General features: G+C 65.3%; 27 protein-coding genes and 2 riboswitches. Of the genes, 11 read left to right on the top strand and 16 right to left on the bottom strand.

Features of this window, described 5'->3' with window-relative positions; all coding sequences use genetic code 11:
- Position 1 precedes the first annotated feature (1 nt).
- Positions 2-1,045 (bottom strand): bifunctional DNA-binding transcriptional regulator/O6-methylguanine-DNA methyltransferase Ada, encoded by a 1,044-nt coding sequence (ada, locus tag AC4D6D_RS08640; protein ID WP_491327225.1) that lies wholly within the window; start codon positions 1,043-1,045, stop codon positions 2-4.
- Positions 1,046-1,378: 333 nt separating this feature from the next.
- Here ada and AC4D6D_RS08635 point away from each other — a divergent pair, with 333 nt between their 5' ends.
- The 5 genes from AC4D6D_RS08635 to AC4D6D_RS08615 all read left to right on the top strand — a co-directional run bounded on the left by AC4D6D_RS08635 (position 1,379) and on the right by AC4D6D_RS08615 (position 6,215).
- Positions 1,379-1,933, top strand: a complete 555-nt coding sequence (locus AC4D6D_RS08635) for a F0F1 ATP synthase subunit delta (protein WP_491324956.1) — start codon at positions 1,379-1,381, stop codon at positions 1,931-1,933.
- Between the two features lie 13 nt (positions 1,934-1,946).
- Complete coding sequence (atpA, locus tag AC4D6D_RS08630) at positions 1,947-3,476, top strand: F0F1 ATP synthase subunit alpha (RefSeq protein ID WP_147219665.1); 1,530 nt, start codon at positions 1,947-1,949, stop codon at positions 3,474-3,476.
- A gap of 100 nt (positions 3,477-3,576) precedes the next feature.
- A complete protein-coding gene (locus AC4D6D_RS08625) occupies positions 3,577-4,458 on the top strand; it encodes a F0F1 ATP synthase subunit gamma (RefSeq protein ID WP_147219666.1) in 882 nt (293 codons plus the stop codon).
- Between the two features lie 24 nt (positions 4,459-4,482).
- Complete coding sequence (atpD, locus tag AC4D6D_RS08620; protein ID WP_491324955.1) at positions 4,483-5,940, top strand: F0F1 ATP synthase subunit beta; 1,458 nt, start codon at positions 4,483-4,485, stop codon at positions 5,938-5,940.
- Positions 5,941-5,960: 20 nt separating this feature from the next.
- Positions 5,961-6,215: an ATP synthase F1 subunit epsilon gene (locus tag AC4D6D_RS08615; RefSeq protein ID WP_147219668.1), complete on the top strand. Its 255-nt coding sequence runs from the start codon at positions 5,961-5,963 to the stop codon at positions 6,213-6,215.
- Between the two features lie 69 nt (positions 6,216-6,284).
- On the opposite strand, the gene AC4D6D_RS08610 is transcribed toward AC4D6D_RS08615, so the two are convergent.
- On the bottom strand, positions 6,285-6,575 hold the full coding sequence (locus AC4D6D_RS08610) for an HNH endonuclease (protein WP_491324954.1): 291 nt from the start codon (positions 6,573-6,575) through the stop codon (positions 6,285-6,287).
- A 121-nt stretch (positions 6,576-6,696) separates the two neighbouring features.
- On the opposite strand from AC4D6D_RS08610, the gene AC4D6D_RS08605 reads away from it, so the two are divergent.
- Positions 6,697-8,193 carry a TadA family conjugal transfer-associated ATPase gene (locus tag AC4D6D_RS08605; RefSeq protein WP_491324953.1) on the top strand — a complete coding sequence of 499 codons (1,497 nt, stop codon included), beginning with the start codon at positions 6,697-6,699 and terminating at the stop codon, positions 8,191-8,193.
- 7 nt (positions 8,194-8,200) lie between these two features.
- Here the strand turns inward: AC4D6D_RS08605 and AC4D6D_RS08600 are convergent, their stop codons facing one another.
- On the bottom strand, positions 8,201-8,407 hold the full coding sequence (locus AC4D6D_RS08600) for a hypothetical protein (protein WP_147219671.1): 207 nt from the start codon (positions 8,405-8,407) through the stop codon (positions 8,201-8,203).
- A 44-nt stretch (positions 8,408-8,451) separates the two neighbouring features.
- On the opposite strand from AC4D6D_RS08600, the gene AC4D6D_RS08595 reads away from it, so the two are divergent.
- From AC4D6D_RS08595 to AC4D6D_RS08585, 3 genes are all read left to right on the top strand, one after another.
- Positions 8,452-9,441, top strand: coding sequence for a DMT family transporter (locus tag AC4D6D_RS08595; protein ID WP_491324952.1), 990 nt, complete (start codon positions 8,452-8,454; stop codon positions 9,439-9,441).
- Positions 9,442-9,506: 65 nt separating this feature from the next.
- Positions 9,507-9,638, top strand: a complete 132-nt coding sequence (locus AC4D6D_RS08590) for an entericidin A/B family lipoprotein (protein WP_147219672.1) — start codon at positions 9,507-9,509, stop codon at positions 9,636-9,638.
- A 146-nt stretch (positions 9,639-9,784) separates the two neighbouring features.
- The gene (locus tag AC4D6D_RS08585) at positions 9,785-9,913 is read left to right on the top strand and encodes a hypothetical protein (RefSeq protein WP_491324951.1); all 129 of its coding nucleotides are present in this window, start codon (positions 9,785-9,787) and stop codon (positions 9,911-9,913) included.
- Positions 9,914-10,005: 92 nt separating this feature from the next.
- Here the strand turns inward: AC4D6D_RS08585 and AC4D6D_RS08580 are convergent, their stop codons facing one another.
- The 12 genes from AC4D6D_RS08580 to AC4D6D_RS08525 form a co-directional block, all read right to left on the bottom strand.
- Positions 10,006-10,467: a CcdC protein domain-containing protein gene (locus AC4D6D_RS08580; RefSeq protein WP_491324950.1), complete on the bottom strand. Its 462-nt coding sequence runs from the start codon at positions 10,465-10,467 to the stop codon at positions 10,006-10,008.
- A gap of 58 nt (positions 10,468-10,525) precedes the next feature.
- Positions 10,526-12,127 carry an aminomethyl-transferring glycine dehydrogenase subunit GcvPB gene (gene gcvPB, locus AC4D6D_RS08575; protein WP_491324949.1) on the bottom strand — a complete coding sequence of 534 codons (1,602 nt, stop codon included), beginning with the start codon at positions 12,125-12,127 and terminating at the stop codon, positions 10,526-10,528.
- The gene (gene gcvPA / locus AC4D6D_RS08570; RefSeq protein ID WP_491324948.1) at positions 12,124-13,482 is read right to left on the bottom strand and encodes an aminomethyl-transferring glycine dehydrogenase subunit GcvPA; all 1,359 of its coding nucleotides are present in this window, start codon (positions 13,480-13,482) and stop codon (positions 12,124-12,126) included. The genes gcvPB and gcvPA overlap by 4 nt, the downstream gene beginning before the upstream one ends.
- A 159-nt stretch (positions 13,483-13,641) precedes the next feature.
- Positions 13,642-14,013 (bottom strand): glycine cleavage system protein GcvH, encoded by a 372-nt coding sequence (gene gcvH / locus AC4D6D_RS08565; RefSeq protein ID WP_491324947.1) that lies wholly within the window; start codon positions 14,011-14,013, stop codon positions 13,642-13,644.
- A gap of 12 nt (positions 14,014-14,025) precedes the next feature.
- Positions 14,026-15,174, bottom strand: coding sequence for a glycine cleavage system aminomethyltransferase GcvT (gcvT, locus tag AC4D6D_RS08560; RefSeq protein WP_491324946.1), 1,149 nt, complete (start codon positions 15,172-15,174; stop codon positions 14,026-14,028).
- A gap of 34 nt (positions 15,175-15,208) precedes the next feature.
- Positions 15,209-15,327, bottom strand: a riboswitch (glycine riboswitch).
- 1 nt (position 15,328) lies between these two features.
- Positions 15,329-15,432, bottom strand: a riboswitch (glycine riboswitch).
- A gap of 91 nt (positions 15,433-15,523) precedes the next feature.
- On the bottom strand, positions 15,524-16,216 hold the full coding sequence (locus AC4D6D_RS08555) for an NAD(P)H-binding protein (protein ID WP_491324945.1): 693 nt from the start codon (positions 16,214-16,216) through the stop codon (positions 15,524-15,526).
- Complete coding sequence (locus tag AC4D6D_RS08550; RefSeq protein ID WP_491324944.1) at positions 16,209-17,381, bottom strand: deoxyguanosinetriphosphate triphosphohydrolase; 1,173 nt, start codon at positions 17,379-17,381, stop codon at positions 16,209-16,211. Before AC4D6D_RS08550 ends, AC4D6D_RS08555 begins: the two co-directional genes overlap by 8 nt.
- Before the next feature lie 58 nt (positions 17,382-17,439).
- The gene (locus AC4D6D_RS08545) at positions 17,440-17,757 is read right to left on the bottom strand and encodes a hypothetical protein (RefSeq protein ID WP_491324943.1); all 318 of its coding nucleotides are present in this window, start codon (positions 17,755-17,757) and stop codon (positions 17,440-17,442) included.
- Between the two features lie 25 nt (positions 17,758-17,782).
- Positions 17,783-19,195 (bottom strand): NAD(P)(+) transhydrogenase (Re/Si-specific) subunit beta, encoded by a 1,413-nt coding sequence (locus AC4D6D_RS08540; protein WP_491324942.1) that lies wholly within the window; start codon positions 19,193-19,195, stop codon positions 17,783-17,785.
- On the bottom strand, positions 19,195-19,512 hold the full coding sequence (locus AC4D6D_RS08535; RefSeq protein WP_147219683.1) for a proton-translocating transhydrogenase family protein: 318 nt from the start codon (positions 19,510-19,512) through the stop codon (positions 19,195-19,197). The genes AC4D6D_RS08540 and AC4D6D_RS08535 overlap by 1 nt, the downstream gene beginning before the upstream one ends.
- 26 nt (positions 19,513-19,538) lie before the next feature.
- Positions 19,539-20,672, bottom strand: a complete 1,134-nt coding sequence (locus AC4D6D_RS08530; protein ID WP_491324941.1) for an NAD(P) transhydrogenase subunit alpha — start codon at positions 20,670-20,672, stop codon at positions 19,539-19,541.
- Between the two features lie 3 nt (positions 20,673-20,675).
- Positions 20,676-20,801, bottom strand: coding sequence for an aa3-type cytochrome c oxidase subunit IV (locus tag AC4D6D_RS08525; protein WP_147219684.1), 126 nt, complete (start codon positions 20,799-20,801; stop codon positions 20,676-20,678).
- Between the two features lie 261 nt (positions 20,802-21,062).
- On the opposite strand from AC4D6D_RS08525, the gene AC4D6D_RS08520 reads away from it, so the two are divergent.
- Positions 21,063-22,487: a sigma-54-dependent transcriptional regulator gene (locus AC4D6D_RS08520; RefSeq protein WP_147219685.1), complete on the top strand. Its 1,425-nt coding sequence runs from the start codon at positions 21,063-21,065 to the stop codon at positions 22,485-22,487.
- A gap of 115 nt (positions 22,488-22,602) precedes the next feature.
- Positions 22,603-23,346: an SDR family NAD(P)-dependent oxidoreductase gene (locus tag AC4D6D_RS08515; protein WP_491324940.1), complete on the top strand. Its 744-nt coding sequence runs from the start codon at positions 22,603-22,605 to the stop codon at positions 23,344-23,346.
- Between the two features lie 8 nt (positions 23,347-23,354).
- Here the strand turns inward: AC4D6D_RS08515 and folP are convergent, their stop codons facing one another.
- Complete coding sequence (gene folP / locus AC4D6D_RS08510) at positions 23,355-24,464, bottom strand: dihydropteroate synthase (protein WP_491324939.1); 1,110 nt, start codon at positions 24,462-24,464, stop codon at positions 23,355-23,357.
- Between the last annotated feature and the right edge of the window lie 73 nt (positions 24,465-24,537).

Genomic DNA, 24,537 nt, shown 5'->3' with positions numbered 1-24,537 from the left:
GCTATCCCTGCTCGCGCTTCAGCAGTTCCCGCTTGATCGCCTCGCCATAGGCGTAGCCGCCGATGGTACCGTCTGAACGGACCACCCGGTGGCAGGGAATCAGCACTGCCACGTTGTTTGCGCCGTTGGCCGAGCCCGCCGCGCGCACCGCGCCCGGCTTGCCGACTGCCGCCGCGATCTGGGCATAACTGCGGGTCTCGCCGGGAGGAATGCGCTGCAACTCGCGCCAGACGGCCTCCTGAAAGGCCGTGCCCTGTACATCGAGCGGGATCGCCCGCGACTGCCCCGGCTGCTCGACCGCCGCCACGACGCTTTCCAGCAGGCGCTCGAACGCCTCGCCGCCCTCTATCAGGTCCGCTTGAGGAAACCGCGCGGCCAGTTCCTCGAGTCCTTCCTCGAAAGAGAGGCGGCAGACGCCCTTCTCCGTCGCCGCGACCAGCATCTGCCCGAGGCTCGTCGCTACGACCGTCCAGTGGATCGTCACCCCGCGCCCGCCATCGCGCCAGGCGGACGGTGTCATGCCCAGCCTGCCTTCGCTGGCCTCGTAGAACCGCGAACTCGCGCCGAACCCGGCCTCGTAGATCGCCTCGGTCACGCTGGCACCGCCGCTCATCGCGTCCCCCGCCCGCTCGACGCGCCGCGCCCGCAGGTATTCCGAAGGTGAAAGGCCGACCGCGCGCTTGAACACACGTTGAAAATGGGTGGGACTGTAGCCGACCGCCTCGGCCAGCTCGGCCAGACCCGGCGCCTTCTCCTCGCCGGCATCCAGCATCCGCAGCGCCGTGCCCACGGCTTCCTCGTCGCGCGAAACGTCGTTCGGTCGGCAGCGCAGGCAGGCGCGCAGGCCGAACCGCTCCGCCGCGCCCGCGTCCGCAAAGAAGCGCACGTTTTCACGCCGGGGGTGCCGCGCCGCGCAAGACGGGCGACAATAGATCCCCGTGGTCAGCACGCCGGTGACGAAGCGCCCGTCGAACGTGCGATCGCGCGCCTCGACCGCCTGCCAGGCGCGCTCGTCGCTCACCGCGTTCCCGTTACCGCTCACCATATTTCTCCATTGCCCGCCGCTCGGGCTGCCCGACAGTTTCTCGACGAAACATATCGCATGGACGGTCCCTGAAGAAACGGCCCGGTCGCTGATTCGATACGTCATGGCAAACTCCGTTCAATCCTTTGTCATGACCTTGCAACGGCTGCGTGGGCGATACTTCCCGGCCCTTGCTTTTAAAGCGCTTTCCCTCGCCTTGTCGCCGGAGCGTCTCCCACAGCTTGCATCATGACACTATCGTCGCTATGCGCGCCCCGTCTGCGGGCCGGGGGGCACGTCATTGTCGTGCGCCCCAAAGTGTCCCAGCCCACCCGATGTAAGGATAGGACACGCGTGGAGAATTCCGGCGGCATCAAGGCCAGCTTGCAAGGACGCTACGCTTCGGCGCTGTTTGATCTTGCCAGCGAGAACGGCATCGTAACGACGGTCGAATCCGACCTCGACAAGATCGCCCTCGCCATCAGCGAAAGCGCCGATCTGGCCGAGCTGATTCGCAACCCCGAAATCAGCCGCAAGGCTGCCGGTGCGGCTATCGACGCCGTTTCCGACGTCCTCGGCCTCGCGCCGCTGACCAAGAACTTCCTGGGCGTTCTGGCGGGCAACCGCCGTCTGGCCGCCCTGCCCGAGATCATTCGCGCCTTCGCTTCGATCGCTGCCGCCCAGCGCGGCGAATCGACCGCCGAAGTCACGTCCGCTCACGCGCTGACCGACCAGCAGGTCGAGGAACTGCGCCAGAAGCTGGAACTGCGCGAGGGCCGCAAGGTCAAGGTCAGGACCAGCGTCGACCCCGACCTGCTCGGCGGCCTCGTCGTGACCATCGGGTCCAAGCGTATCGACAGCTCGATCCGCACTCGTCTCAATTCGCTCGCCCAGGCCATGAAGGGCTAAGAAAGGCAGAACAATGGATATCCGCGCAGCAGAAATCTCGAAGGTCATCAAGGACCAGATCGCCAGCTTCGGCACCGAAGCCCAGGTTTCCGAAGTCGGCTCGGTTCTGTCGGTCGGTGACGGCATCGCCCGCATCCACGGCCTCGACAAGGTCCAGGCCGGCGAAATGGTCGAGTTCGCCAACGGCGTGCAGGGCATGGCGCTCAACCTCGAAGCCGACAACGTCGGCGTCGTGATCTTCGGCTCCGACGCCGAGATCAAGGAAGGCGACAGCGTCAAGCGCACCAACACCATCGTCGACGTTCCCGTCGGCAAGGGCCTGCTGGGCCGCGTGGTGGACGCTCTCGGCAACCCGATCGACGGCAAGGGCCCGATCGTCGCTGAAAAGCGCGCCCGCGTCGAAGCCAAGGCTCCCGGTATCATCCCGCGCAAGTCGGTGCACGAACCCGTGCAGACCGGCCTCAAGGCGATCGACGCGCTCGTTCCCGTGGGCCGCGGCCAGCGCGAGCTGATCATCGGTGACCGTCAGACCGGCAAGACCGCCGTCGCCATCGACACCTTCATCAACCAGAAGGAAGCGAACGCAGGCGACGACGAGTCCAAGAAGCTCTACTGCATCTACGTCGCCGTCGGCCAGAAGCGCTCGACCGTGGCGCAGATCGTGCGTCAGCTCGAAGAAAACGGCGCGATGGAATACTCCATCGTCATCGCCGCCACCGCTTCGGAGCCCGCTCCGCTGCAGTACCTCGCGCCCTACACCGGCGCCGCGATGGGCGAGTTCTTCCGCGACAACGCGATGCACGCCGTGATCGTCTACGACGACCTTTCGAAGCAGGCCGTCGCCTACCGTCAGATGTCGCTGCTGCTGCGTCGTCCTCCGGGCCGCGAAGCCTATCCGGGCGACGTGTTCTATCTCCACAGCCGCCTGCTTGAGCGCGCTGCGAAGATGAACGACGAGAACGGTAACGGCTCGCTCACCGCGCTGCCGATCATCGAAACCCAGGCGGGCGACGTGTCGGCCTACATTCCGACCAACGTGATCTCGATCACCGACGGCCAGATCTTCCTTGAAACCGGCCTGTTCTACCAGGGCATCCGTCCGGCCATCAACGTCGGTCTTTCGGTGTCGCGCGTCGGCGGCTCGGCCCAGACCAAGGCGATGAAGAAGGTTGCCGGCTCGATCAAGCTGGAGCTGGCGCAGTACCGCGAAATGGCGGCCTTCGCCCAGTTCGGTTCGGACCTCGACGCCTCGACCCAGAAGCTCCTCAACCGCGGTGCGCGCCTGACCGAGCTGCTCAAGCAGAAGCAGTTCTCGCCGCTGAAGTTCGAAGAGCAGACCGTGTCGATCTTCGCCGGCACCAACGGCTACCTCGACAACCTGCCGGTTGCTAAGGTCACCGAATACGAAGCCGAAATGCTCGACTTCATGCACGAACAGCATGCCGACGTCCTCGCGCTGATCCGCACGACCAAGGACTTCGGCGACGAAGCCAAGAGCAAGACCAAGGCCGCGCTCGACGCTTTCGCCAAGCAGTTCGCCTGATCTGGGCCGCCCCGGTGCAAGCCGGGGCAGTTCTCGGCCAGGCTTTGCTTGGTTGCCAACGGTCCCAGCTTTCGCTGGGATGACCAATGGAGAAAATTGAGTGGCTTCGCTCAAGGAACTCAAAGGCCGCATCAACTCGGTCAAGTCGACCCAGAAGATCACCAAGGCCAAGCAGATGGTCGCTGCGGCCAAGCTGCGCAAGGCGCAGGCCGCCGCGGAATCCGCGCGTCCCTACGCTGCCCGCCTCGCCGAAGTGATGGGCTCGCTCGCGAGCAAGATCACCGTCAGCGAAAACAGCCCCAAGCTGCTCGCCGGCACCGGTAGCGACAAGGTGCACCTGCTCGTCGTCGCCAACTCGGACAAGGGTCTGTGCGGCGCGTTCAACTCGAACATCGTCAAGGCCGCGCGCCTCAAGGCGAAGGAACTGGAAGCACAGGGCAAGACCGTCCTGTTCTACCTCGTCGGTCGCAAGGGCCGCGCGCCGCTGCGCCGCGAGTTCCCGAAGCAGATCGCGCACATGTTCGACACCACCGACGTGCGTGACCCCGGCTTCGACGAAGCGGAACGCGTCGCCAACGAACTGGTCGCCCTCTACGAGGACGGCAAGTTCGACGTCGCGCATCTGTTCTACTCGAAGTTCCGCTCGGCGCTGCTTCAGGAACCGACCGACCAGCAGATCATCCCCGTTCCCGCGCCGAAGGCCGTCGCGGCCACCGCGGGTGCCGACGCCGTGACCGAATACGAGCCGGAAGAGGAAGAAATCCTCGCCGCTCTGCTGCCGCGCTATCTGCGGACGCAGCTCTTCGGTGCCCTCCTGGAAAACGCCGCCTCCGAACAGGGTGCGTCGATGACCGCGATGGACAACGCGACGCGCAACGCGGGCGACCTGATCAAGAAGCTGACCATCCAGTACAACCGCAGCCGTCAGGCCGCGATTACGACTGAACTCGTTGAAATCATTGCTGGCGCGGAAGCGCTGTAAGTAACCGCAGGCAAGGAAACCAAAATGGCCACCGCACCCGTGCTAAACCTGACCGCCACTGGCAAGATCAGCCAGATCATCGGCGCCGTCGTCGACGTCACCTTCGAAGGTGAACTGCCGGCGATCCTCACCGCCCTCGAGACCGAGAACAACGGCCAGAAGCTGGTTCTCGAAGTCGCGCAGCACCTCGGTGAGAACACCGTCCGCACCATCGCCATGGACGGCACCGATGGCCTGACCCGTGGTCAGCCCGTCGCCAACACCGGCAAGCAGATCTCGGTCCCTGTCGGCCCGAAGACCCTCGGCCGCATCATGAACGTCGTCGGCGATCCGATCGACGAGCGTGGTCCCGTCGGTTCGGACATGTTCGCCCCGATCCACGCCGAAGCCCCGGCCTTCATCGACCAGTCGACCGAAGCCTCGATCCTGGTCACCGGCATCAAGGTCATCGACCTTCTCGCCCCTTACGCCAAGGGCGGCAAGATCGGCCTGTTCGGCGGCGCCGGCGTGGGCAAGACGGTTCTCATCCAGGAACTGATCAACAACATCGCCAAGGGCCACGGCGGCGTCTCGGTCTTCGCGGGCGTCGGTGAACGTACCCGTGAAGGCAACGACCTCTACCACGAGTTCCTCGACGCCGGCGTTATCGCCAAGGACGCCGAAGGCAACGCCACCTCGGACGGTTCGAAGGTTGCCCTCGTGTTCGGCCAGATGAACGAACCGCCGGGCGCCCGCGCTCGCGTCGCTCTCTCGGGCCTGACCATGGCCGAATACTTCCGCGACCAGGAAGGTCAGGACGTCCTGTTCTTCGTCGACAACATCTTCCGCTTCACCCAGGCGGGCGCGGAAGTGTCGGCTCTGCTCGGCCGTATTCCTTCGGCCGTGGGCTATCAGCCGACCCTCGCCACCGACATGGGCCAGCTGCAGGAACGCATCACCTCGACCACCAAGGGTTCGATCACCTCGGTCCAGGCGATCTACGTCCCCGCGGACGACCTTACCGACCCGGCACCCGCCGCTTCGTTCGCCCACCTGGACGCAACGACCACGCTGAACCGCGCCATCTCGGAACTGGGCATTTACCCGGCCGTCGACCCGCTTGACTCGACCTCGCGCGTTCTCGAGCCCCGCGTCGTCGGTGCCGAGCACTACGAGACTGCTCGCAAGGTTCAGGAAACCCTGCAGAAGTACAAGTCGCTTCAGGACATCATCGCGATCCTGGGCATGGACGAGCTTTCGGAAGAAGATAAGCTCACCGTCGCCCGCGCCCGCAAGATCCAGAAGTTCCTGTCGCAGCCGTTCCACGTCGCGGAAGTCTTTACCGGCATCTCGGGCAAGTTCGTCCAGCTCGAAGACACCGTGAAGTCGTTCAAGGCCGTCGTCGAAGGCGAGTACGACCACCTTCCCGAAGCAGCCTTCTACATGGTCGGCGGCATCGACGAAGCGGTCGAGAAGGCCAAGAAGCTGGCTGCCGACGCCTGATCGACCGGAAGGAAACGACTATGGCTCTGCACTTCGAACTCGTCACGCCGGCGAAGCTCGTCCGCTCGGAGGACGTCCACATGGTGGTCGTCCCCGGCACCGAAGGCGAGTTCGGCGTGCTGGAGGGCCATGCGCCCTTCATGTCGACGATCGCCGACGGCGCGCTCAAGGTCTACAAGACCGAAGGCGCCGCCCCGGAAGAGATCCGCATCACCGGCGGTTTTGCCGAAGTGGGTGACAAGGGCCTGACCGTGCTCGCCGAGCACGTCGGCTGACCCACGCGTAGATCGCGTTCGAAAGGGCGTCGCCGGAACATCCGGCGGCGCCCTTTTCGTTTGCGCCCTTCACTTTCTTCGAGCTGTCGGCGCATGAAAGTCCGGCGGCTTGCTCGCCACCCAGTGCACGAAACGCCGGATTTCGTTCTTCTCCAGCAAGGCCCCCGCCGCCGCAGGCATCCGCACCAGTTCGGCATTGCTGAAAGTCGCATGGATCATGCGGTGGCAGATCGGATGAAGCGGCACGACCTCGCGCCCGCCCCGGCTTTTCGGAACGGGGTGATGCCACTCGACCTTGCGGCCGAGCGGCCGCCCGCAAAGCCAGCATTGCCCAGCCTCGCCATTCGTCACCGACACCATTCCTTCCTCACCGCCACACCTCAGCATTAGGAAGTTATCAAAGTTTCAACCTTAATCCTGCGCCTATCACGGGTGCATCGCCAAGGGCTGAAAGCCCGGCGCTGAAAAGGTTGATAACGAGATGACTGCATTCGGGCGACGCGGCGGCATGGGCGGCCTGGGCCAAGGCGCCCGGCCCGCGTTCGGCGTGGCCAAGCCACTGAAGGTAGGCGCGGAAGCAGCCGCTCCACTTTCGGCCGATCCCTTCCCTCCCCCCCCCGAGCGCACCGGGCCGCAGAACGCGCGCGAGGATGCCATGTCGCGCCTCGCCGACCGTGCCAATGCCGTGCACGAAAACCAGTCCGAGCAGAGCGGCTTCGAAGCCTCGATCCACAAGATCAAGGAACAGGTCCTGCCGCGCCTGCTGGAGCGCGTCGACCCCGAGGCCGCCGCGACGCTGACCAAGGACGAACTGTCCGAGGAATTCCGCCCGATCATCATGGAAGTCCTCGCCGAGCTGAAGATCACCTTCAACCGCCGCGAACAGTTCGCGCTGGAGAAAGTGCTGATCGACGAGTTGCTCGGCTTCGGTCCGTTGGAGGAATTGCTGAACGATCCCGACGTGTCGGATATCATGGTCAACGGCCCGAACCAGACCTACATCGAGAAGAAGGGCAAGCTCCAGCTCGCCCCCACCAAGTTCCGCGATGAGCAGCACTTGTTCCAGATCGCCCAGCGCATCGTCAACCAGGTCGGCCGCCGCGTCGACCAAACCACGCCGCTGGCCGACGCCCGCCTCAAGGACGGCAGCCGCGTCAACGTGATCGTGCCGCCGCTCAGCCTGCGCGGCACCGCCATCTCGATCCGCAAGTTCTCCGAGAAGCCGATCACCATCGACATGCTCAAGGACTTCGGTTCGATGAGCGAGAAGATGGCCACCGCGCTGAAGATCGCCGGGGCCTGCCGCATGAACATCGTCATCTCAGGCGGTACCGGCTCGGGCAAGACGACGATGCTCAATGCGATGTCGAAGATGATCGATCCCGGCGAGCGCGTGCTGACCATCGAGGACGCCGCCGAACTCCGCCTCCAGCAGCCGCACTGGCTGCCGCTCGAAACGCGCCCGCCGAACCTCGAAGGCCAGGGCGCGATCACCATCGGCGATCTCGTGAAGAACGCGCTGCGTATGCGTCCCGACCGCATCATCCTCGGCGAAATCCGCGGCGCGGAGTGCTTCGACCTGCTCGCCGCGATGAACACCGGCCACGACGGTTCGATGTGCACGCTCCACGCCAACAGCCCGCGCGAGTGCCTCGGCCGTATGGAGAACATGATCCTGATGGGCGACATCAAGATCCCCAAGGAAGCCATCAGCCGCCAGATCGCCGAGTCGGTCGACATCATCGTACAGGTGAAGCGCCTGCGCGACGGTTCGCGCCGCACCACCAACATCACCGAAGTGATCGGCATGGAAGGCGACGTGATCGTCACCCAGGAACTGTTCAAGTTCGAGTATCTGGACGAGACCGACGACGGCAAGATCATCGGCGAATTTCGCAGTTCCGGCCTGCGCCCCTACACGCTGGAAAAGGCGCGTCAGTTCGGTTTCGACCAGGCCTATCTCGAAGCCTGCCTTTGAGGGCCTCCTAGCCCTTGAAGAGATCCTTGCCGACGACACCGAGCAGCAATACCGCCGCCATCAGCGCGAAGAAGAACACCGACGTCCACGGCATGAAGCCCACGCTGTCGAGGTCACGGCGCTTCATGCGGCGGCGGTCGCCGATCCAGGCCACGACAGCCACGAGTGCCGCCAGGCTGCCAACAGCGGCCATGATCTTATCGGAATCGTTCATGAACCGCCCTTGCCTCCTTCCGCATCGAAGTTAAAGCCCGAGCGGTGAGCGCCGCCCCAAGTCATCGAGATCGCCCCCTGTTCGCCATCGCCTTGCGGCTGGCGGCGATGGTCATGCTCTCGACGATGTTCATGCTCATCAAACTGGCAGGCCAGCGCGGCGTCTCCGTGCCCGAGATGGTGTTCTGGCGGCAGGCCATGGCCGTACCGCTCATTGCCGGCTGGCTGCTGGCGACGGGCCATATCGGACTGCTCAGGACGCGGCGCCTCTCCTCGCATGCCTTCCGCGCGACTTCGGGCACGCTGGGTCTTGTCTGCAACGTGACGGCGGCAATGCTGCTGCCGCTTTCGGTGGGGACCACGCTGGGCTTCACCGCCCCGCTCTTCGCCGTGCTGATCACCGCTCTGGTCCTGCGCGACCGGGTTGGACCATGGCGCTGGCTGGCGGTCGTGCTGGGCTTCGTCGGCGTCCTCATCATCACCCAGCCCGTCGACCTGATCGGCGGTAAGAGCGGAGCGCTTCCCGTCGCCGGTCTTGCCGCCGGACTGGGCGCGGGGGTGATCATCGCCATGGTCAGTTTCCAGATTCGCGACCTCGCCCGAACCGAGGCACCGATCGCCTGTGTGTTCTGGTTCGCGCTGTTCGGTTCGCTATTCGCCGCGGTCCTCCTGCCGTTTTACGGCCTGCGGCATGAGCCTCATATCTGGCTGCTGCTCGTTGCCGTAGGTCTGGCCGGGACGCTCGCGCAGCTACTCATCACCGCCGCGCTGCGCTACGGCGCGGTCGCCACCGTCGTGGTCATGGACTATACCGCGCTGATCTGGGCGACGGCCTATGGCTACACGATCTTCGGCCACCTTCCGCCCGCCTCGACATGGCTCGGCGCGCCGCTCATCATCGCCGCCGGACTTATCATCACCTGGCGCGAACACCACTTGTCGAAACGGATTTCGCCCACTTCAGCGCTCGACGAAAGCGCTGCGGAAGAAACCGTTCCCGCCGCACCGAACATGATGCGGGAACCGCGCGCCTGACTGCGAGTTGCTCCCTTCGCTCCCGCATGAAATGCCGGGAACCCGCGTGAATAAGGAGTCCGACAATGGTCAAGAAACTCGTTCTCGCCCTCGTGGTTGGCAGCATCGTCGTTTCGGCATCGGCCTGCAATACCGTCAAGGGCGCCGGAAAGGACGTCCAGTCGGTCGGTCAGGCTGGCGAAGACGCCATCAAGTAACGAGAAAGCGCATGCCATGCCGATGCGACGTAATGGCGCATCGGCATGGCATGTTGTGAACATAGCCCCCTTCCCCTCGATTTCCGAATGGATTAGCGACGGCTGGACGCGCTCGTTTCGAGCGTCTCTGGAAGGGTAATGCAGACATGATCAGGAAAGCGGTTCTGGCGCTCGCAGTCTCGGGCCTCATGCTCGCTGCAGCGGCCTGCAATACCGTTCGCGGCGTTGGCCAGGACATCGAATCGGCGGCGAACGCAGTCGATCGCGCGACCTGACGAAACGTCGGCGCCCGCTCAAGACAAAAGCGGCGCGAAACGGAACTCCGTTTCGCGCCGCTTTTTCTTCAAGAAACGTCGCTGCCGAGGTTTCAGCTGTCGGTGATATGCGCGGCCACCATCCCTCGCGCCCGCTGCCAGAGAATCAGGCGGCTCACGACGACCATGCCCAGCACGAAGCCCAGCATGGCATCGGTCATGATGAGCGCGTTCGCAGCCGGGTGCGCGGCGCCCATGGCCATGCCGCCCGGCAGGATCATCCGCCGCGCGGCAAAGACCGCGAGCAGCAGCAGTAGCGCCAGAGGCGACTGACGCATCATTACCCGCGCGTCGGCCCCCTCGCCCTCGACGTGGAGCCGCATAAGACGCGAGCGCTGCATGCCGATGCCAGCGCCGATGGCAAAACCGGCCGCCAGCGCGCTCCAGCCCAAGAGACTGGGCGGCATTCCGTAAAGCGCGAGGCTGACCGCCGCACTAACGATCACCGGCGCGATCCAGAGCAGGGGGAGACGGAGCGGCCGGGCCTTTTCAAGGCTGCGAAAGCGCCAGGCCATGATCCCGGCAAATATCAGCAACGGCAGCCAGGCCGCGTATCCGTTTCCCCCCATAAGCTCAGCTACCCCCGAATTCGCTCAGCGAGGGCGTTCCCGGCTCACCCGGAGTGCCCTGCCACACGAGCACTGGCTTACGCGCCGCGAGCGTTTCGTCAAGCCGGCGACGCGGTGCGAAGTGCGGCGCGCTGTGCAGGCTCTGGTCACCGTCCTTCGCGCGCTGGGCTAGGCTGCGCAGCGAACCGATGAAGCGGTCGAGCCCGGCCTTGCTTTCGGTCTCGGTCGGCTCGACCAGCATCGCGCCCTTCACCACCAGCGGGAAATAGACCGTCATCGGGTGGAAGCCCTCGTCGATCAGGCCCTTGGCGATGTCCAGCGTGGAGAAGCCCTCGGCCAGACCGGCATCGCTGAACAGCGCCTCGTGCATGCACGGGCCGCTCTTGGCGAAGGGAGCGGGCAGCAGATCCTCGCACGAACGCAGGACGTAGTTGGCGTTGAGCACCGCATCCTCGGCAACCTGGCGCAGGCCGTCCGCACCGTGGCTGAGGATGTAGGTCAGCGCGCGGGTGAACATGCCCATCTGGCCGTGGAAGGCGACCATGCGGCCGAAGGCCTGCGCATGGCCCTCGCCCGCGTTTTCCTCTTCGACGAGATGCACGCGACCATCTTCACCGCGGCTGACGAAGGGCAGCGGCGCGAAGGGCGCCAGCGCTTCGGACAGCACGACCGGACCGGCACCGGGGCCGCCACCGCCGTGCGGGGTGGAGAAGGTCTTGTGCAGGTTGATGTGCATGGCATCGACGCCCAGGTCACCCGGGCGCACCTTGCCGACGATGGCGTTGAAGTTGGCGCCGTCGCAGTAGACGTAGCCGCCCGCCGCATGGACCGCGTCGCCGATCGCCTTCATCTCCGGCTCGAACAGGCCGCAGGTGTTGGGATTGGTGATCATCACGCCAGCCACGTTCGGACCGAGCTTGGCCTTGAGCGCCTCGACATCGACGCGGCCTTCCGGCGTCGCCGGGATCGACTGCACCTTGAAGCCTGCGAAAGCGGCGGTCGCCGGGTTGGTGCCGTGGGCACTTTCCGGCACCAGCACCACGTCGCGCTTCTCGCCGCGCGCATCGAGGGCGGCGCGGATGCAGAGCAGGCCGCAGAGCTCGCCATGCGCACCGGCCTTCGGGCTCATCGCTACCGAAGCCATGCCGGTCAGCGTGATCAGCCAGTCGGCCAGCTGCTCGATCACTTCCAGCGCGCCCTCGACCGTCTTCTGCGGCTGGAGCGGGTGAACGTCGGCAAAGCCCGGCAGGCGGGCCATCTTCTCGTTCAGGCGCGGGTTGTGCTTCATCGTGCACGAACCGAGCGGGAACGGCCCGAGGTCGATCGCGTAGTTCTGGCGCGACAGGCGGGTGTAGTGGCGCACGGTTTCCGGCTCGGTCAGGCCCGGCAGAGCAGGAGCCGCCTTGCGCAGGAACTTCGAGAGACCCGCAGCAGCCGGACGGCTGGGCGTATCGAGATCGACGCCGCACTTGGCCGAGGAGCCGAGTTCGAAGCTGAGCGCTTCCTCCAGCATCAGGCCATAGTCGCCCGAGGCGGTCTTGAAGGTCGTGCCCTCACCGGTTTCACCCATGCTCGGGCGCCAGCCGCTTGCGTTTACCGCGTTCATACCAGCACTCCTTCAAGCTCACGGGCAAAGGTTTCGATATCCTCGTCGGTCACGGTCTCGGTCGCCGTCACCAGCAGGCCGTTATGCAGATCGCTGTCCTCGGGGAACAGGCGGCCGAGCGAGACGCCGCCCAGCACCTTTCGGTCGGCCAGTTCGCGCACGACTTCGCGGGCGTCGCGCGGCAGCACCAAGGTCGCCTCGTTGAAGTAGGCGTCGTTCAGCACCTTCACGCCCGGCACCTTGGCCAGACGCTCGATCAGCGCCTGCGCCTTGTCGTGGTTCACGGCGGCAAGCTGGGCCAGGCCTTCACCGCCCAGCAGGGTCAGGTGAATGCTGAAAGCCAGCGCGCAAAGCCCTGAATTCGTGCAGATATTGCTGGTCGCCTTCTCGCGGCGGATGTGCTGTTCACGCGTGGAGAGCGTCAGCACGAAGCCACGCTTGCCTTCGGCGTCCACGGTCTGGCCGCAGAGACGGCCCGGCATCTGGCGCACGAACTTCTCGCGGCAGCCGAACAGGCCCAGGTACGGGCCGCCGAACTGCAGGCCCACGCCGATCGACTGGCCTTCGCCCACGACGATGTCGGCACCCAGCGCGCCCGGCGCCTCGATCATGCCCAGCGCAACCGGCTCGGTGACGACGGCAATCAGCAGCGCGCCCTTGGCATGCGCGGCATCGGCAATCGCGGCCAGATCGGGGATGCGGCCCATCACGTCGGGATACTGGACGACGACGCAGGAGGTCTTGTCGTCGATCGCGGCGATCACGGCGGCGTCATCGGCCTGCGGCACCAGTTCGGCCTTCAGCGAGACGATGTCGTCTTCGGTGAACTTGGCCATCGTGCGCACCACTTCGGCGTAGTGCGGGTGCAGGCCGCTGGACAGCACCGCGCGGTCCTTGCGGGTGATGCGGCTGGCCATCAGGATGGCTTCCCAGCACGCGGTCGAACCGTCGTACATGGAGGCGTTGGCGATATCGGTGCCGAACAGGCGCGCGACCTGTGTCTGGAACTCGAACAGCACCTGCAGCGTACCCTGCGCGATTTCCGGCTGGTAGGGCGTATAGGCGGTCAGGAACTCGCCGCGCTGGATCAGGTGATCGACCGAAGCCGGAACGTGGTGGCGATAGGCACCCGCGCCGATGAAGAAGGGCGCCGTCCCGGCCGAGAGGTTCTTGGCCGCAAGCGCGGACATGTGCCGCTCCACCGCCATTTCGCTGGCGTGAGCAGGCAGGCCTGCGATCGGGCCGGAAAGGCGGGCTTCGACGGGCACATCGACGAAGAGATCATCGACGCTGGCGGCGCCGATGACGCCGAGCATCTCGGCACGGTCGGCCGGAGTCAGGGGAAGGTAGCGCATGGGGTTTCCTGCTTCATTATCCTCCCCCGTGGGGGAGGTGGCAGCCTGAAAAGGCTGACGGAGGGGATTCTCGGCCTGGCACAAGTGCTGGGCCTGGGGGGAAGTCCCCTCCACCGTCCTTCGGACGGTCCCCCTCCCCGTTCCGGGGAGGACTGGACGTCAGAGGCTTTCGACATATTCCTTGTAAGCCGCTTCATCCATCAGCGCTTCCAGCTCCGAAGCATCCGACAGAGTAACGCGGAACAGCCAGCCGCCGGTTTCGGCCTGGGTGTTGACCAGCTCGGGCTCATCGGTCAGCGCGCCGTTGGCTTCGGCGATGGTGCCCGAAACCGGGGTATAGACGTCCGAAGCGGCCTTCACCGAGTCCACCACGGCGACGGAGTCACCCTTGCCGAACGCGGCACCGGCTTCCGGCAGGTCGACGAAGGTGATGTCGCCCAGCTGGCCCTGTGCGTAATCGGTGATGCCCACGGTGCCGAGGTCACCCTCGATTTCGATCCACTCGTGTTCCTGCGAGAAATAACGGGTCATGGGTAGAGTTCCTCAGCGGTGATAGCGGTTGGGGACGAAGGGCATGGCTGCGACTGTGGCGTCGAGCTTCTTGCCCCGCATTTCGATGGAAAGAACGGTGCCGTCTTGGCCAAACGTCGCGTCGACATAGGCCATGGCGATGGGGTGCTGGAGCGAGGGCGAGAAACCGCCCGAGGTCACCACGCCAACTTCCTGTTCGCCATGGAAAACCTTGGCACCTTCGCGCGCGGCCTGACGGCCATCGAGCTTCAGGCCGATACGCTTCTGTTCAGTGCCCTCGGCAAAGTCGCGCTGGACACGCTCGGCACCGGGGAAGCCGCCTTCAAGACGGCGGCGCTTGTTGATGCCGAAAGCAAGGCCCGCTTCGACCGGGCCGCGTTCCGGGTCCATGTCGTGGCCATAGAGCGGCAGGCCGGCTTCAAGGCGCAGCGAATCGCGCGCGCCAAGGCCGATCGGCTTCACTTCGGGCTGGGCCAGCAGCAGGTCCGCCACTGCGGCAGCGGACTCGCCGGGGATCGAGATTTCGAAACCGTCCTCGCCGGTGTAACCCGAACGGCTGATCCAGACGTCGACGCTGCCCAGCGTGAAGCGGCCGCCCTTCATGAAGGTCAGCGCGGCGACGCCCGGTGCCACGCGCTCCAATGCATCGACCGCCTTGGGCCCCTGGAGCGCCAGCAGCGCACGGTCGTCGAGGTGGTTCAGCGTGATGTCGTCCGGCAGATATTCGCGCAGTGTGCCGATATCGTCCCACTTGGTGGCGCCGTTGACGACGAGGTAGAAACCGCCCGGCCAGCGCGAGACCATCAGGTCGTCCAGAATGCCGCCGTTCTCGTCCAGCAGCAGCGAATAGCGCACGGCGCCCAGCTTCAGGGTCGAAAGGTCGATCGGCAGCGCGGCTTCCAGCGCGGGCTCGACATCGGTCTGCGCGCCCTCTTCGCCGGTCACGAGCAGCTGGCCCATGTGGCTGACGTCGAACAGGCCAGCGCTTTCGCGCGTCCAGAGGTGCTCGGCCATGATGCCTTCGTACTGGACGGGCATCATGTAACCGGCGAATTCGACCATGCGTCCGCCGTGATCGCGGTGCCAGCTATCCAGCGGCAGCAGCATCGGGGCCAGTTCTTCGGGTTCCTGATCGGAATCGGAAATCGGGTATTCGCTCAAGACATGACTCCGCACAGTTCGGCACACCATTCCAGGTGCCCCCTCTGTCACGGAAACCTGAGAGCTTCCCTCAGCAGCCCTTGCGGGACAAACCGAAGTTACACCGTCGGCGGCCTTGTCGCGAAGGACAAGACACTTTCCAGAGTCTCGCTATCGACGCTGCGCGGTCCTTTTGCCTGAGAGATTCCGGGGCGGTTGCTCCTTCGGCGCCTGCATCTTCGCATAGGCGAATCAGCAGGTCTCTCCCGCGCTGTCAGCGATGTTTAGTCAATTGCTGGAGCGCCGCGTGCAAGTCAACGCCATCACGCTGCACTGCATCACAATTTCCACGACTGGCCGGAATATCGCCTCAGAATCTTGCGCCGCGCAGGATTTCCACCATGGAATCGTGTTCATGGACGAACCGGCCAGGCGCTGTCTCTCCCGAAAGCGTCAGGATCACTTGCGCCAGACGGACGGCGGCAATCGAGCGGAACCGGCGCAACCTTGCATGAAACACCAGAATGTCCGCCAGCGGCGCAACCACCTGCCCCGCTCGTTCAAGCGGCCGGTCTTCCTCCCGTTTTCCGCGGAGCAGACCCGGCCGAAGGATATCGAGACGGGCAAAACCGAGGTCGCCGAGCGCGTTTTCCACTTCGCCCTTGGTACGCAAGTAGAGATTGCCGCTCTCGGGATCGGCACCCACCGAGGAAACCAGGATCATGCGTTCGATCCCGGCCAGACGCGCCGCCCTGGCGGTCTCCAACACGAGATCGTGATCGACCGCGCGAAAGGCCTCGTCGCTGCCTGCCGCCTTGCGGGTCGTGCCGAGGGCGCTGACAAGCACGTCGGCATGGGCGGCTTCGATCAGAACCGGCCATTGCGCCCTATCGCCGAGGAGAATTTCCAGCCGCGCGCCTTTCGGCAACGCCACTTCGCGCCGCGCCACGCCGATGATGCGCAGATCGGTGCGGCCGATGCTTTCCTCGATCACCGCCGAACCGACAAGACCGCTGGCACCGACGAGGCAGATCCGCTTCCCCGCCGCAATGGTGTCAGACATTCCGCAACCCTTCAGGGGTGCTGCCGTAGATCTGGGCGTGGCACGAGATGGCGTAGCGGTCGGTCATGCCCGCGATGTAATCCGCGATATGGCGGCTGCGCGCGGGTTCATGGCGCGGCAGTCCGTCGATCCAGCTCTCCTCCATCAGCACCGGCTCCTGCGAGTAGGCCGAATAGAGTTCCGCCAGCAGCGCGCGGGCGCGGCGGGCGGTCTCAAGCTGTTCGGGGTGGTAATAGAGCTTCTCGTACATGAAGCGCTTGAACTGGCGCTCGCCTTCCTCGACTTCGGGCGAGAAGGCGACGAGCTGGCGGCCGGCGGCGCGAACCTGATCCACGCTCTCGATGCCGATCAGACGCTTCTTGGTTTCGTCCAGCAAGTCGTTGACCATGAAGCCGATCTGGCTGCGGATCAGCTCCGCGAGCTGGCGATCGCGCGGCACACCGGGATAGCGACGCTCGACCTCGGCCCAGCGCGGGACGATGAAAGGATGAGCCAGCAGTTCATCGAGATCGAGGAAGCCCGCACGCAGGCCGTCGTCGATGTCGTGGTTGTCGTAGGCGATGTCGTCCGACAGCGCCGCAACTTGCGCTTCGAGCGAAGCGTAAGTGCCCAGTTCCAGCCCATAGGCCGCGTCGAGTTCGGCCAGCGCCCAGTTCGGCTCGCCGACCGGGCCGTTGTGCTTGGCGAGACCTTCCAGCGTCTCCCAGGTCAGGTTCAGCCCGTCATGCTCGCAATAGGGGCTTTCGATCCGCATCAGGGTGCGCAGGCAATTGGCGTTGTGGTCGAATCCGCCTGCCTTGTGCAGCGCGGCATCGAGCGCGTCCTCGCCAGCATGACCGAAAGGCGGATGGCCGATATCGTGCGCGAGGGCGAGCGCTTCGGTCAGGTCCTCGTCGAGACGGAGGATGCGGGCAATCACGCGGGCGACTTGCGCCACTTCCAGGCTGTGCGTCAGGCGCACGCGGTAGTGATCGCCGTCCGGCGCGATGAAGACCTGGGTCTTGTAACGCAGGCGGCGGAAGGCGATCGAATGGACGATCCGGTCGCGGTCGCGCTGATAGGGGCTGCGCTGGCCGCGCGGCAGGCCCGCGTCCACGGAGAACTCGCGGCCGCGCGAACGGGCCGGATCGGAAGCGTAAGGTGCAAGGGTAGGTTCAGGGGTCAAGCTGGTGTCTTTCCCGAAAGCAGGCTGGCCCGAAAGAAGGATGGCTCTCGGCGCCCTACTAGCGAGCAAGCCCCGTCCTGCACAAGGCCGCCGACGACGTGGTGACGAGAATGACCTTGCTGTCGTCGACCTGCTTCACCGCCCTCACCCAGGCACCGAGCGTCGGCTTATCGCCTTCAAGATTCTGGAGCTTCATCAATTGCGGCAGGCTGAGCCGCTTGACCATGCGCTTCGTCATGCAGGTGGCGACCCGGTCCGATATACCCGCCTCCACCAGCGCCGTGCGCAAGCGCCACCCGGCATAGAGATGGACGCCCAGCACGAGCACGACGATAAGACCGACGAGCAGCAGGATTCGCTTGAATATGCGCAACATGGGGCGGCCCTATAAGGCCGCCACGTCAGTCCGCTAGCGCTTTCACGATATCCTCGACCATCTTCTTTGCATCGGCGAGGAGCATCATCGTCTGGTCCATGTAGAACACGTCGTTGTCGACCCCGGCATAGCCCTGCCCGCCCATCGAGCGCTTGATGAAGAAGATCGTCTTGGCCTTCTCCACGTCGAAGACCGGCATGCCGTAGATCGGGGAACTCTTGTCGGTCTTGGCCGCGGGGTTCACCACGTCGTTGGCGCCGATGATGAAGGCGACGTCGCACTGGGCGAATTCGCCGTTGATGTCCTCCAGTTCGAAGACTTCATCGTAAGGCACGTTCGCTTCGGCCAGCAGCACGTTCATGTGCCCCGGCATGCGGCCTGCAACCGGGTGGATCGCATACTTGACGCCGACGCCGTGGGCCTTGAGCTGGTCCGCCATCTCGCGCAGGACATGCTGGGCCTGGGCCACGGCCATGCCGTAGCCGGGGATGATGATGACGTTCTCCGCCTCCTTCATCAGGAACGCCGCGTCCTCGGCCGAACCGCGCTTCCACGGCCGGTCGGTTGCAGCAGCGGCGCCGCCCGCTCCCGCTTCAGCCCCGAAACCGCCCGCGATCACCGACAGGAAGCTGCGGTTCATCGCCCGGCACATGATGTAGCTCAGGATCGCGCCCGAGGAACCGACCAGCGCCCCGGTAATGATCATCGCCGTATTGTGCAGCGTGAAGCCCATCGCCGCCGCCGCCCAGCCCGAATAGGAATTAAGCATCGAGACGACCACCGGCATGTCCGCGCCGCCGATAGGGATGATCAGCAGGAAACCGATGGCGAAACTCAGGAGCACGATCGCCCAGAACAGCGCGGGCGTGTTCCAGTGAAACAGGCTGACGAGCACGATGATCGCCAGCAGCGCGCCGAGATTGATGACATGGCGGGCGGGAAGCAGGATCGGCGCGCCGCTCATGTTGCCGTTGAGCTTGGCGAAGGCAATCACCGAGCCGGAGAACGTCACGGCGCCGATCGCGACGCCCAGCCCCATCTCGATCCGGCTGCCCTTGAGGATATCCAGCCCGCTCGCGTCGAGAATGCCGAAAGCCGCCGGGTTGTAATAGGCGGCAATCCCGACCAGCACTGCCGCCAGGCCCACGAGCGAGTGGAACGCGGCAACGAGCTGCGGCATCGCTGTCATCTGGATGCGCCGGGCGATCACGAAGCCGAAACCGCCGCCGATCGCGATGGCCAAGAGGATTTCGGGCAGGCTGGCGATCTCGTGCGTCACCAACGTCGTCGCGACGGCGATGCCCATCCCGATCATGCCGTAGCGGTTGCCGCGTCGGCTCGTGGCCGGTGATGACAATCCGCGCAAGGCTAGGATGAAGCAGACACCAGCCACCAGATAGGCTCCGGCGACCCATGGGTTCACGGCATGAACCTCCATCAGCGCGTGCCTCCGTTATCGGCGGCCTTGGGCGCCGGCTTTTCCTTCTTCTTGTACATCGCCAGCATCCGCTCGGTGACGGCGAAGCCGCCGAAGATATTGACGCTGGCGAGCACCACAGCGCCCAGTCCCAGCCACTTGGCCAGCGGCGATCCCTGAGCCGCGCTGGCGACCAGCGCGCCGACGACGATGACCGAGGAAATCGCATTGGTGACCGCCATCAGCGGCGTGTGCAGCGCCGGCGTCACCGACCAGACGACGTAGTAGCCCACGAAGCAGGCCAGTACGAAGATCGACAGGATGGAGATGAAGTCCATGAGCCCTCTTCCCTTCTATGCGCTCTTCAGGCGAGCAGCCGCTCGTGAACCACTTTCCCGCCCTGAGTCAGGCGGATGGCATTGCCGATTTCCTCGTCGAGGACGGGCCTGCCCTGTTCCTTGTCCCAGAATGCCGAGAGCAAATTGAACAGGTTGCGCGCGAACAGCGCCGAAGCGTCCGCAGGCAGGAGCGCGGGCGTGTTGGAGTAGCCGACGATCCTGACGCCGTGGCGCTCCACCACTTCGTCCGCCACGCAGCCCTCGACATTGCCGCCTTGCGGCGCGGCGAGATCGAAGATCACGCTACCGGGTTTCATCGTCGCGATCTGGGCGTCGGAGATCAGGCGCGGTGCGGCCCGGCCTGGAATCAGCGCCGTCGTGATGACGATATCCTGCCTGGCAAGATGGCTGGAGACCAGTTCAGCCTGCGCGCGGCGGTATTCCTCGCTCATTTCCGTGGCGTAGCCGCCCGAGCCTTCGCCCTCGATCCCGGCGACATTCTCGACGAAGATCGGCTTGGCCCCGAGCGAAAGAATCTGTTCCTTCGTCGCCGAGCGCACGTCCGTGGCCGAGACTTGCGCGCCGAGGCGGCGAGCCGTCGCGATCGCCTGCAATCCGGCGACGCCCACGCCCATGACGAAAGCCTTGGCCGCGCTGACGGTGCCGGCGGCGGTCATCATCATCGGAAAGGCGCGGCCATAGATATTGGCGGCGACCAGCACGGCCTTGTAACCGGCCAGATTGGATTGCGAGGAGAGGATGTCCATCGACTGCGCGCGGGTGATGCGCGGCATGAACTCCATCGCCAGGGCTTCCAGCCCCGCCGCCGCGTATCCGTCGATCCGCGCCCGCTGGCCGAAAGGATCGAGGCCCGCGACGATCCAGGCCCCCGGCCGAACCGATTCGAGCAGCGCAGGGTCCGGTCCCTGAATGCCGAAGACGATATCGGCCCCGGTCAGCACCTGCTCCGCCGAACCGACTTCGGCGCCCGCTGCGAGATAGTCCGCATCGGCGATGCTGGCACTCAGCCCCGCCCCGCTCTCGACCGCCAGTTGCGCGCCGAGGCCGATCAGCTTGCGGACGGTTTCCGGCGTGGCCGAAACCCGCGTCTCTCCGGATGCTCGCTCACGAAGAACGGCGATCCGCGCACCTGTTGCCACGGCCTACGCGGCGATCAGGCTGACGACGAAAGCGACGATGAGAATGATGATCCCGGTGCTCCAGGCCGTAACCTTGACGAAGCCGTTGTAGGTCTCGGTAGCGGTCTTGATATCGTTGCCTGAAGCCATGAAAACGGTATCCCCTGCTCATTATTTCTATTGTGGAGGATACTTAACCGCAGGAAGGCTTCCGCATCAAGAGCCAAGCGCCCTGTCACTTGATCCAGGTCGGATGCAATCCGGCGCAAACATCGCTGGATTTGCCAAAGGCGAATTTTCAAATAGAGTTCCGATGTTTGCGGTGAACCGACCGGAGCCTTAATTTGGTCTTTACCGGTTTCTTCTAGATGCGCTAGGCGACACCAAGGAGGCGATACGGGCGGGCGAATTATGGCGGACCAGGAACAGCGCCTCCTCATGCTCATCGATGACGAGCCGGCCCAGAGCCGCCTGATCTCCGCGCTGGCGGCGCGGGAAGGCTGGCGCACGGTCATCGCCCGCGATTCCGAGACCGCGATCGCCACCCTCGGCACCCGGCAGGGCATGCAGCTTTCGGCGATCATCCTCGACCAGTGGGTACCCGGAGACGACGCCTGCGCGCTGATCGCGGAGCTGAAATCCCGCCGCCCGGCGCTGCCGATTCTCATGTTGACCGCGAGCACCTCGCCGCTGCTCGCAGTGGAAGCCATGCGCGCGGGCGCAACCGACTATCTGGTCAAGCCGGTCGCGCCGGACCGGCTGATGCACGCGCTGCGCTCCGCCACCACCCGCGAGGCCCCGCGCGACGAACTGGCACCGCTGACCGAGAAGATGCCCTCCAACCCCGATTTCGAATCGATGATCGGGGCCGCACCGAACTTCCGCAAGGCGCTGGCCGTCGCTGCCAAGGCGGCGCGCGGGCACGGTCCGGTGCTGATCGAAGGCGACACCGGCTCGGGCAAGGAAATGCTGATCCGGGCGATGCACGCGGCCAGCCCGCGTTCGAAATCGCCGCTGCGGATCGTCAATGTCGGCGGCCTTCCCGCCAACTCCATCGAATCCACGCTGTTCGGCCATGAAAAAGGCGCCTTCCCCGGCGCGTTCGACCGGCAGATCGGCGCGCTCCAGCACTGCGACGGCGCCACGCTCGCGCTCGACGAGATCGACCGACTGCCGCTCTCGGTGCAGGAGCGCCTGCTGGAATCGATCCGCAAGAGCGACGTCCGGCCGATCGGTGCGCGCCATTCGTTCCGCATCGATGCCCGCCTGATCGCCGCCAGCAACCTGCCCTTGCAGGACCTCGTCAGCGAAGGCCATTTCCTGCCCGAACTGCTGGAAGCGCTGTCGCCGACCAAAGTCAGCCTGCCGCCGCTGCGCGAACGCATCGGCGACATTCCCGCCCTCGCCCGCTTCTTCCTCGCCCGCATCGGCGAGCAGCCGGGCCTGCGCGAACTGGGGATCACCGACGGCGCCCTCTCGCTGCTCTCCGCCTACGACTGGCCGGGCAACGTCCGTCAGCTTCAGGCCGTGCTGTTCCGTGCGGCGGTATTCTGCGACGGCGATGCGCTGACGGCTGAAGACTTCCCGCAGCTGCTCAACATTCTCGGCTCCGGCCTGACGGTCAGCACCGGCAATCCGATGCAGGAAAGCGCGGGCGTCATGCTCTATACGGCGGACGGAAACCTCCGTCCACTCGACGAGATCGAGGCCGACGTCATCCGCCTCGCCATCGGCCTCTATCGCGGCCGCATGACCGAAGTGGCGCGACGGCTCGGCATCGGCCGCTCGACGCTCTATCGCAAGCTGAGCGAACTCGGCATCGACAACGCCGCCTGATCGCGCACCGAAGTGAAGCTTCCGTTTCGCGCGGCGGACCTTGCAAACAAGTCACCCGACAATCGAGAACCTCCTGCGAGCCTCGCCGTTAAGCCCGCAGCAGGAGATGAAAATCATGGATTTCAAGGACAAGGCAGGCATTGTTACAGGCGCGGCCTCGGGAATCGGCGCGGCGGTAGCACGCGAACTGGTGAACCTCGGCGGGCGCGTCGTGATCGCCGATTTCGAAGAGGAAGCCGCTCGTGCCCTGTCGCAGGAACTTGGCGCCGAGCGCACGGCGGTATTCCGTCTCGACGTCGCCGATCCGGCTGCGAACGAGGCGCTGGTCGCCTTCACGCTCGGCATGTTCGACCGGCTGGACTTCGCCGTGAACAATGCCGGGATCGGCGCGCCTTCGATGAAGCTGGCGGAAATCCCGCTCGATTCCTGGTCGCGCGTGCTCGATGTCGATCTCAACAGCGTGTTCTATGCGATGAAATACCAGATCCCCGCCATGGTCGAGCGCGGCGGCGGCGCAATCGTCAACATGGCATCGATCCTCGGCGCCGTGGGATGGTCCGGTTCCGCCGCTTACGTCACGGCAAAGCATGCCCTGGTCGGCATGACCAAGGTGGCCGCGCTCGACTATGCGGATGCAGGTGTGCGCGTGAATGCCGTCGGCCCCGGCTTCGTTTCCACGCCTGCGCTGGAAAAGACCATGACGGCCGAGGAGCGGGCCGGACTTGCCGCCAAGCACGCGCTGAACCGGCTGGCCAGCCCCGAGGAAATCGCCTCGGTCACGGCCTTCCTGCTATCCGAGCGCGCGTCCTTCGTGACCGGCTCGTACTATCCGGTCGACGGCGGCTACCTGGCAGTCTGACCGAACTTTCAGGGAAGCTGCGCGAGGTCGGTGAGCGCCGCATCGCGCAGCCCCCGCCAGACGCGGGCGGCCTGAACCGTCTCCACCACGTCGTGGACACGGATGACGTGCGAGCCCGCCTCCATCGCCTTGAGCGCCAGCGTGACCGAACCGCCGAGCCGCTGGTGCGCCGGTGCCTCGTTCGACAGGGCGCCGATCATGCGCTTGCGGCTCGCACCCACGAAAAGCGGTTGGCCAAGCGCATGGAACAGCGCCAGCCCGTTCATCAGCTGGAGGTTCTCGGTCAGCGTCTTGCCGAAGCCGACGCCGGGATCGAGCAGGATGTTCTCCGGGGCGATCCCCGCGACCACGGCGGTGTCGCGACATGCGCGCAGCCAGTCGAACACGTCGAGCACGACATCGTCGTAGTCGCCGTTCGAATGAAGGTCCTCGCCGTCACCCGGCGCATGCATCAGCACCACCGGCGCGCCCGAGGCCGCCGCGAATTCCAGACTGCGCGGATCGTGGCGCAAGGCGGAAACGTCGTTGATGATGTGCGCGCCCGCCTTCAGCGTGGCCTCCATCACCGCCGGACGGCGCGTGTCGACGCTGATCGCCGCGCCCATGGCCGCCAGCCGCTCGACCATCGGCACCACGCGGGCGAGCTCGTCGCCTTCCCATACCGCTGCTGCGCCGGGCCGGGTGGACTCGCCGCCGATGTCGATCATCGCCGCACCCGCCTCCAGCATCGCGGCGGCATGGTCCGAGGCGATCTGCGCGTCATCGAGGAACTTGCCGCCGTCGGAGAAACTGTCGGGCGTGATGTTGAGGATGCCGGCGATCTGCGGCTGCTCCAGCCGAATCGTGCGCGCGCCGCAGACGAGCGGTGCATGGACCTTGCGCAAGTTGGACCACTGGAGTTCTGCCTCGGCGCCAAGATCGGCAGGAAGCGTCGCCAGGGCCTCCGCGGCCTCTCCGGCCCCGAACCGGCGGCGGGAGAGAACCTTGCCGTTCTCCCGCACGATCAGCGCGAACCGGCTGGCCCAGGCCATCGAACCGCCCAGGCGGATCGCTTCGCCATCCTCGCTCTGGGGGCTGTCGGCAAAGGCGGTCGGACGGATGTAAACGGTGCGGGTCATGACAGGCCCCATAGCGTGGGCGCTGGCCATGCAGAACAGGTTTTGCGAGGCGCGCGATTACCTCTGGCTAAAC

The organism is Novosphingobium sp. BF6, from assembly GCF_058273105.1.
This window is presented reverse-complemented; position numbering and strand designations above follow the sequence as displayed.

Bases quoted from the DNA above. Each gene is read 5' to 3' on its own strand.
- AC4D6D_RS08520 (WP_147219685.1), top strand. From the start codon at position 21,063: ATGGCGGACCAGGAACAGCGCCTCCTCATGCTCATCGATGACGAGCCG.
- AC4D6D_RS08600 (WP_147219671.1), bottom strand. From the start codon at position 8,407: ATGAACGATTCCGATAAGATCATGGCCGCTGTTGGCAGCCTGGCGGCA.
- folP (WP_491324939.1), bottom strand. From the start codon at position 24,464: ATGACCCGCACCGTTTACATCCGTCCGACCGCCTTTGCCGACAGCCCC.
- AC4D6D_RS08585 (WP_491324951.1), top strand. From the start codon at position 9,785: ATGATCAGGAAAGCGGTTCTGGCGCTCGCAGTCTCGGGCCTCATGCTC.
- gcvH (WP_491324947.1), bottom strand. From the start codon at position 14,013: ATGACCCGTTATTTCTCGCAGGAACACGAGTGGATCGAAATCGAGGGT.
- AC4D6D_RS08555 (WP_491324945.1), bottom strand. From the start codon at position 16,216: ATGTCTGACACCATTGCGGCGGGGAAGCGGATCTGCCTCGTCGGTGCC.
- AC4D6D_RS08610 (WP_491324954.1), bottom strand. From the start codon at position 6,575: ATGGTGTCGGTGACGAATGGCGAGGCTGGGCAATGCTGGCTTTGCGGG.
- gcvPA (WP_491324948.1), bottom strand. From the start codon at position 13,482: ATGCGCTACCTTCCCCTGACTCCGGCCGACCGTGCCGAGATGCTCGGC.
- atpD (WP_491324955.1), top strand. From the start codon at position 4,483: ATGGCCACCGCACCCGTGCTAAACCTGACCGCCACTGGCAAGATCAGC.
- ada (WP_491327225.1), bottom strand. From the start codon at position 1,045: ATGGTGAGCGGTAACGGGAACGCGGTGAGCGACGAGCGCGCCTGGCAG.
- AC4D6D_RS08605 (WP_491324953.1), top strand. From the start codon at position 6,697: ATGACTGCATTCGGGCGACGCGGCGGCATGGGCGGCCTGGGCCAAGGC.
- AC4D6D_RS08540 (WP_491324942.1), bottom strand. From the start codon at position 19,195: ATGGAGGTTCATGCCGTGAACCCATGGGTCGCCGGAGCCTATCTGGTG.
- gcvPB (WP_491324949.1), bottom strand. From the start codon at position 12,127: ATGAACGCGGTAAACGCAAGCGGCTGGCGCCCGAGCATGGGTGAAACC.
- AC4D6D_RS08580 (WP_491324950.1), bottom strand. From the start codon at position 10,467: ATGGCCTGGCGCTTTCGCAGCCTTGAAAAGGCCCGGCCGCTCCGTCTC.
- atpA (WP_147219665.1), top strand. From the start codon at position 1,947: ATGGATATCCGCGCAGCAGAAATCTCGAAGGTCATCAAGGACCAGATC.
- AC4D6D_RS08615 (WP_147219668.1), top strand. From the start codon at position 5,961: ATGGCTCTGCACTTCGAACTCGTCACGCCGGCGAAGCTCGTCCGCTCG.
- AC4D6D_RS08525 (WP_147219684.1), bottom strand. From the start codon at position 20,801: ATGGCTTCAGGCAACGATATCAAGACCGCTACCGAGACCTACAACGGC.
- AC4D6D_RS08590 (WP_147219672.1), top strand. From the start codon at position 9,507: ATGGTCAAGAAACTCGTTCTCGCCCTCGTGGTTGGCAGCATCGTCGTT.
- AC4D6D_RS08545 (WP_491324943.1), bottom strand. From the start codon at position 17,757: ATGTTGCGCATATTCAAGCGAATCCTGCTGCTCGTCGGTCTTATCGTC.
- AC4D6D_RS08515 (WP_491324940.1), top strand. From the start codon at position 22,603: ATGGATTTCAAGGACAAGGCAGGCATTGTTACAGGCGCGGCCTCGGGA.
- AC4D6D_RS08535 (WP_147219683.1), bottom strand. From the start codon at position 19,512: ATGGACTTCATCTCCATCCTGTCGATCTTCGTACTGGCCTGCTTCGTG.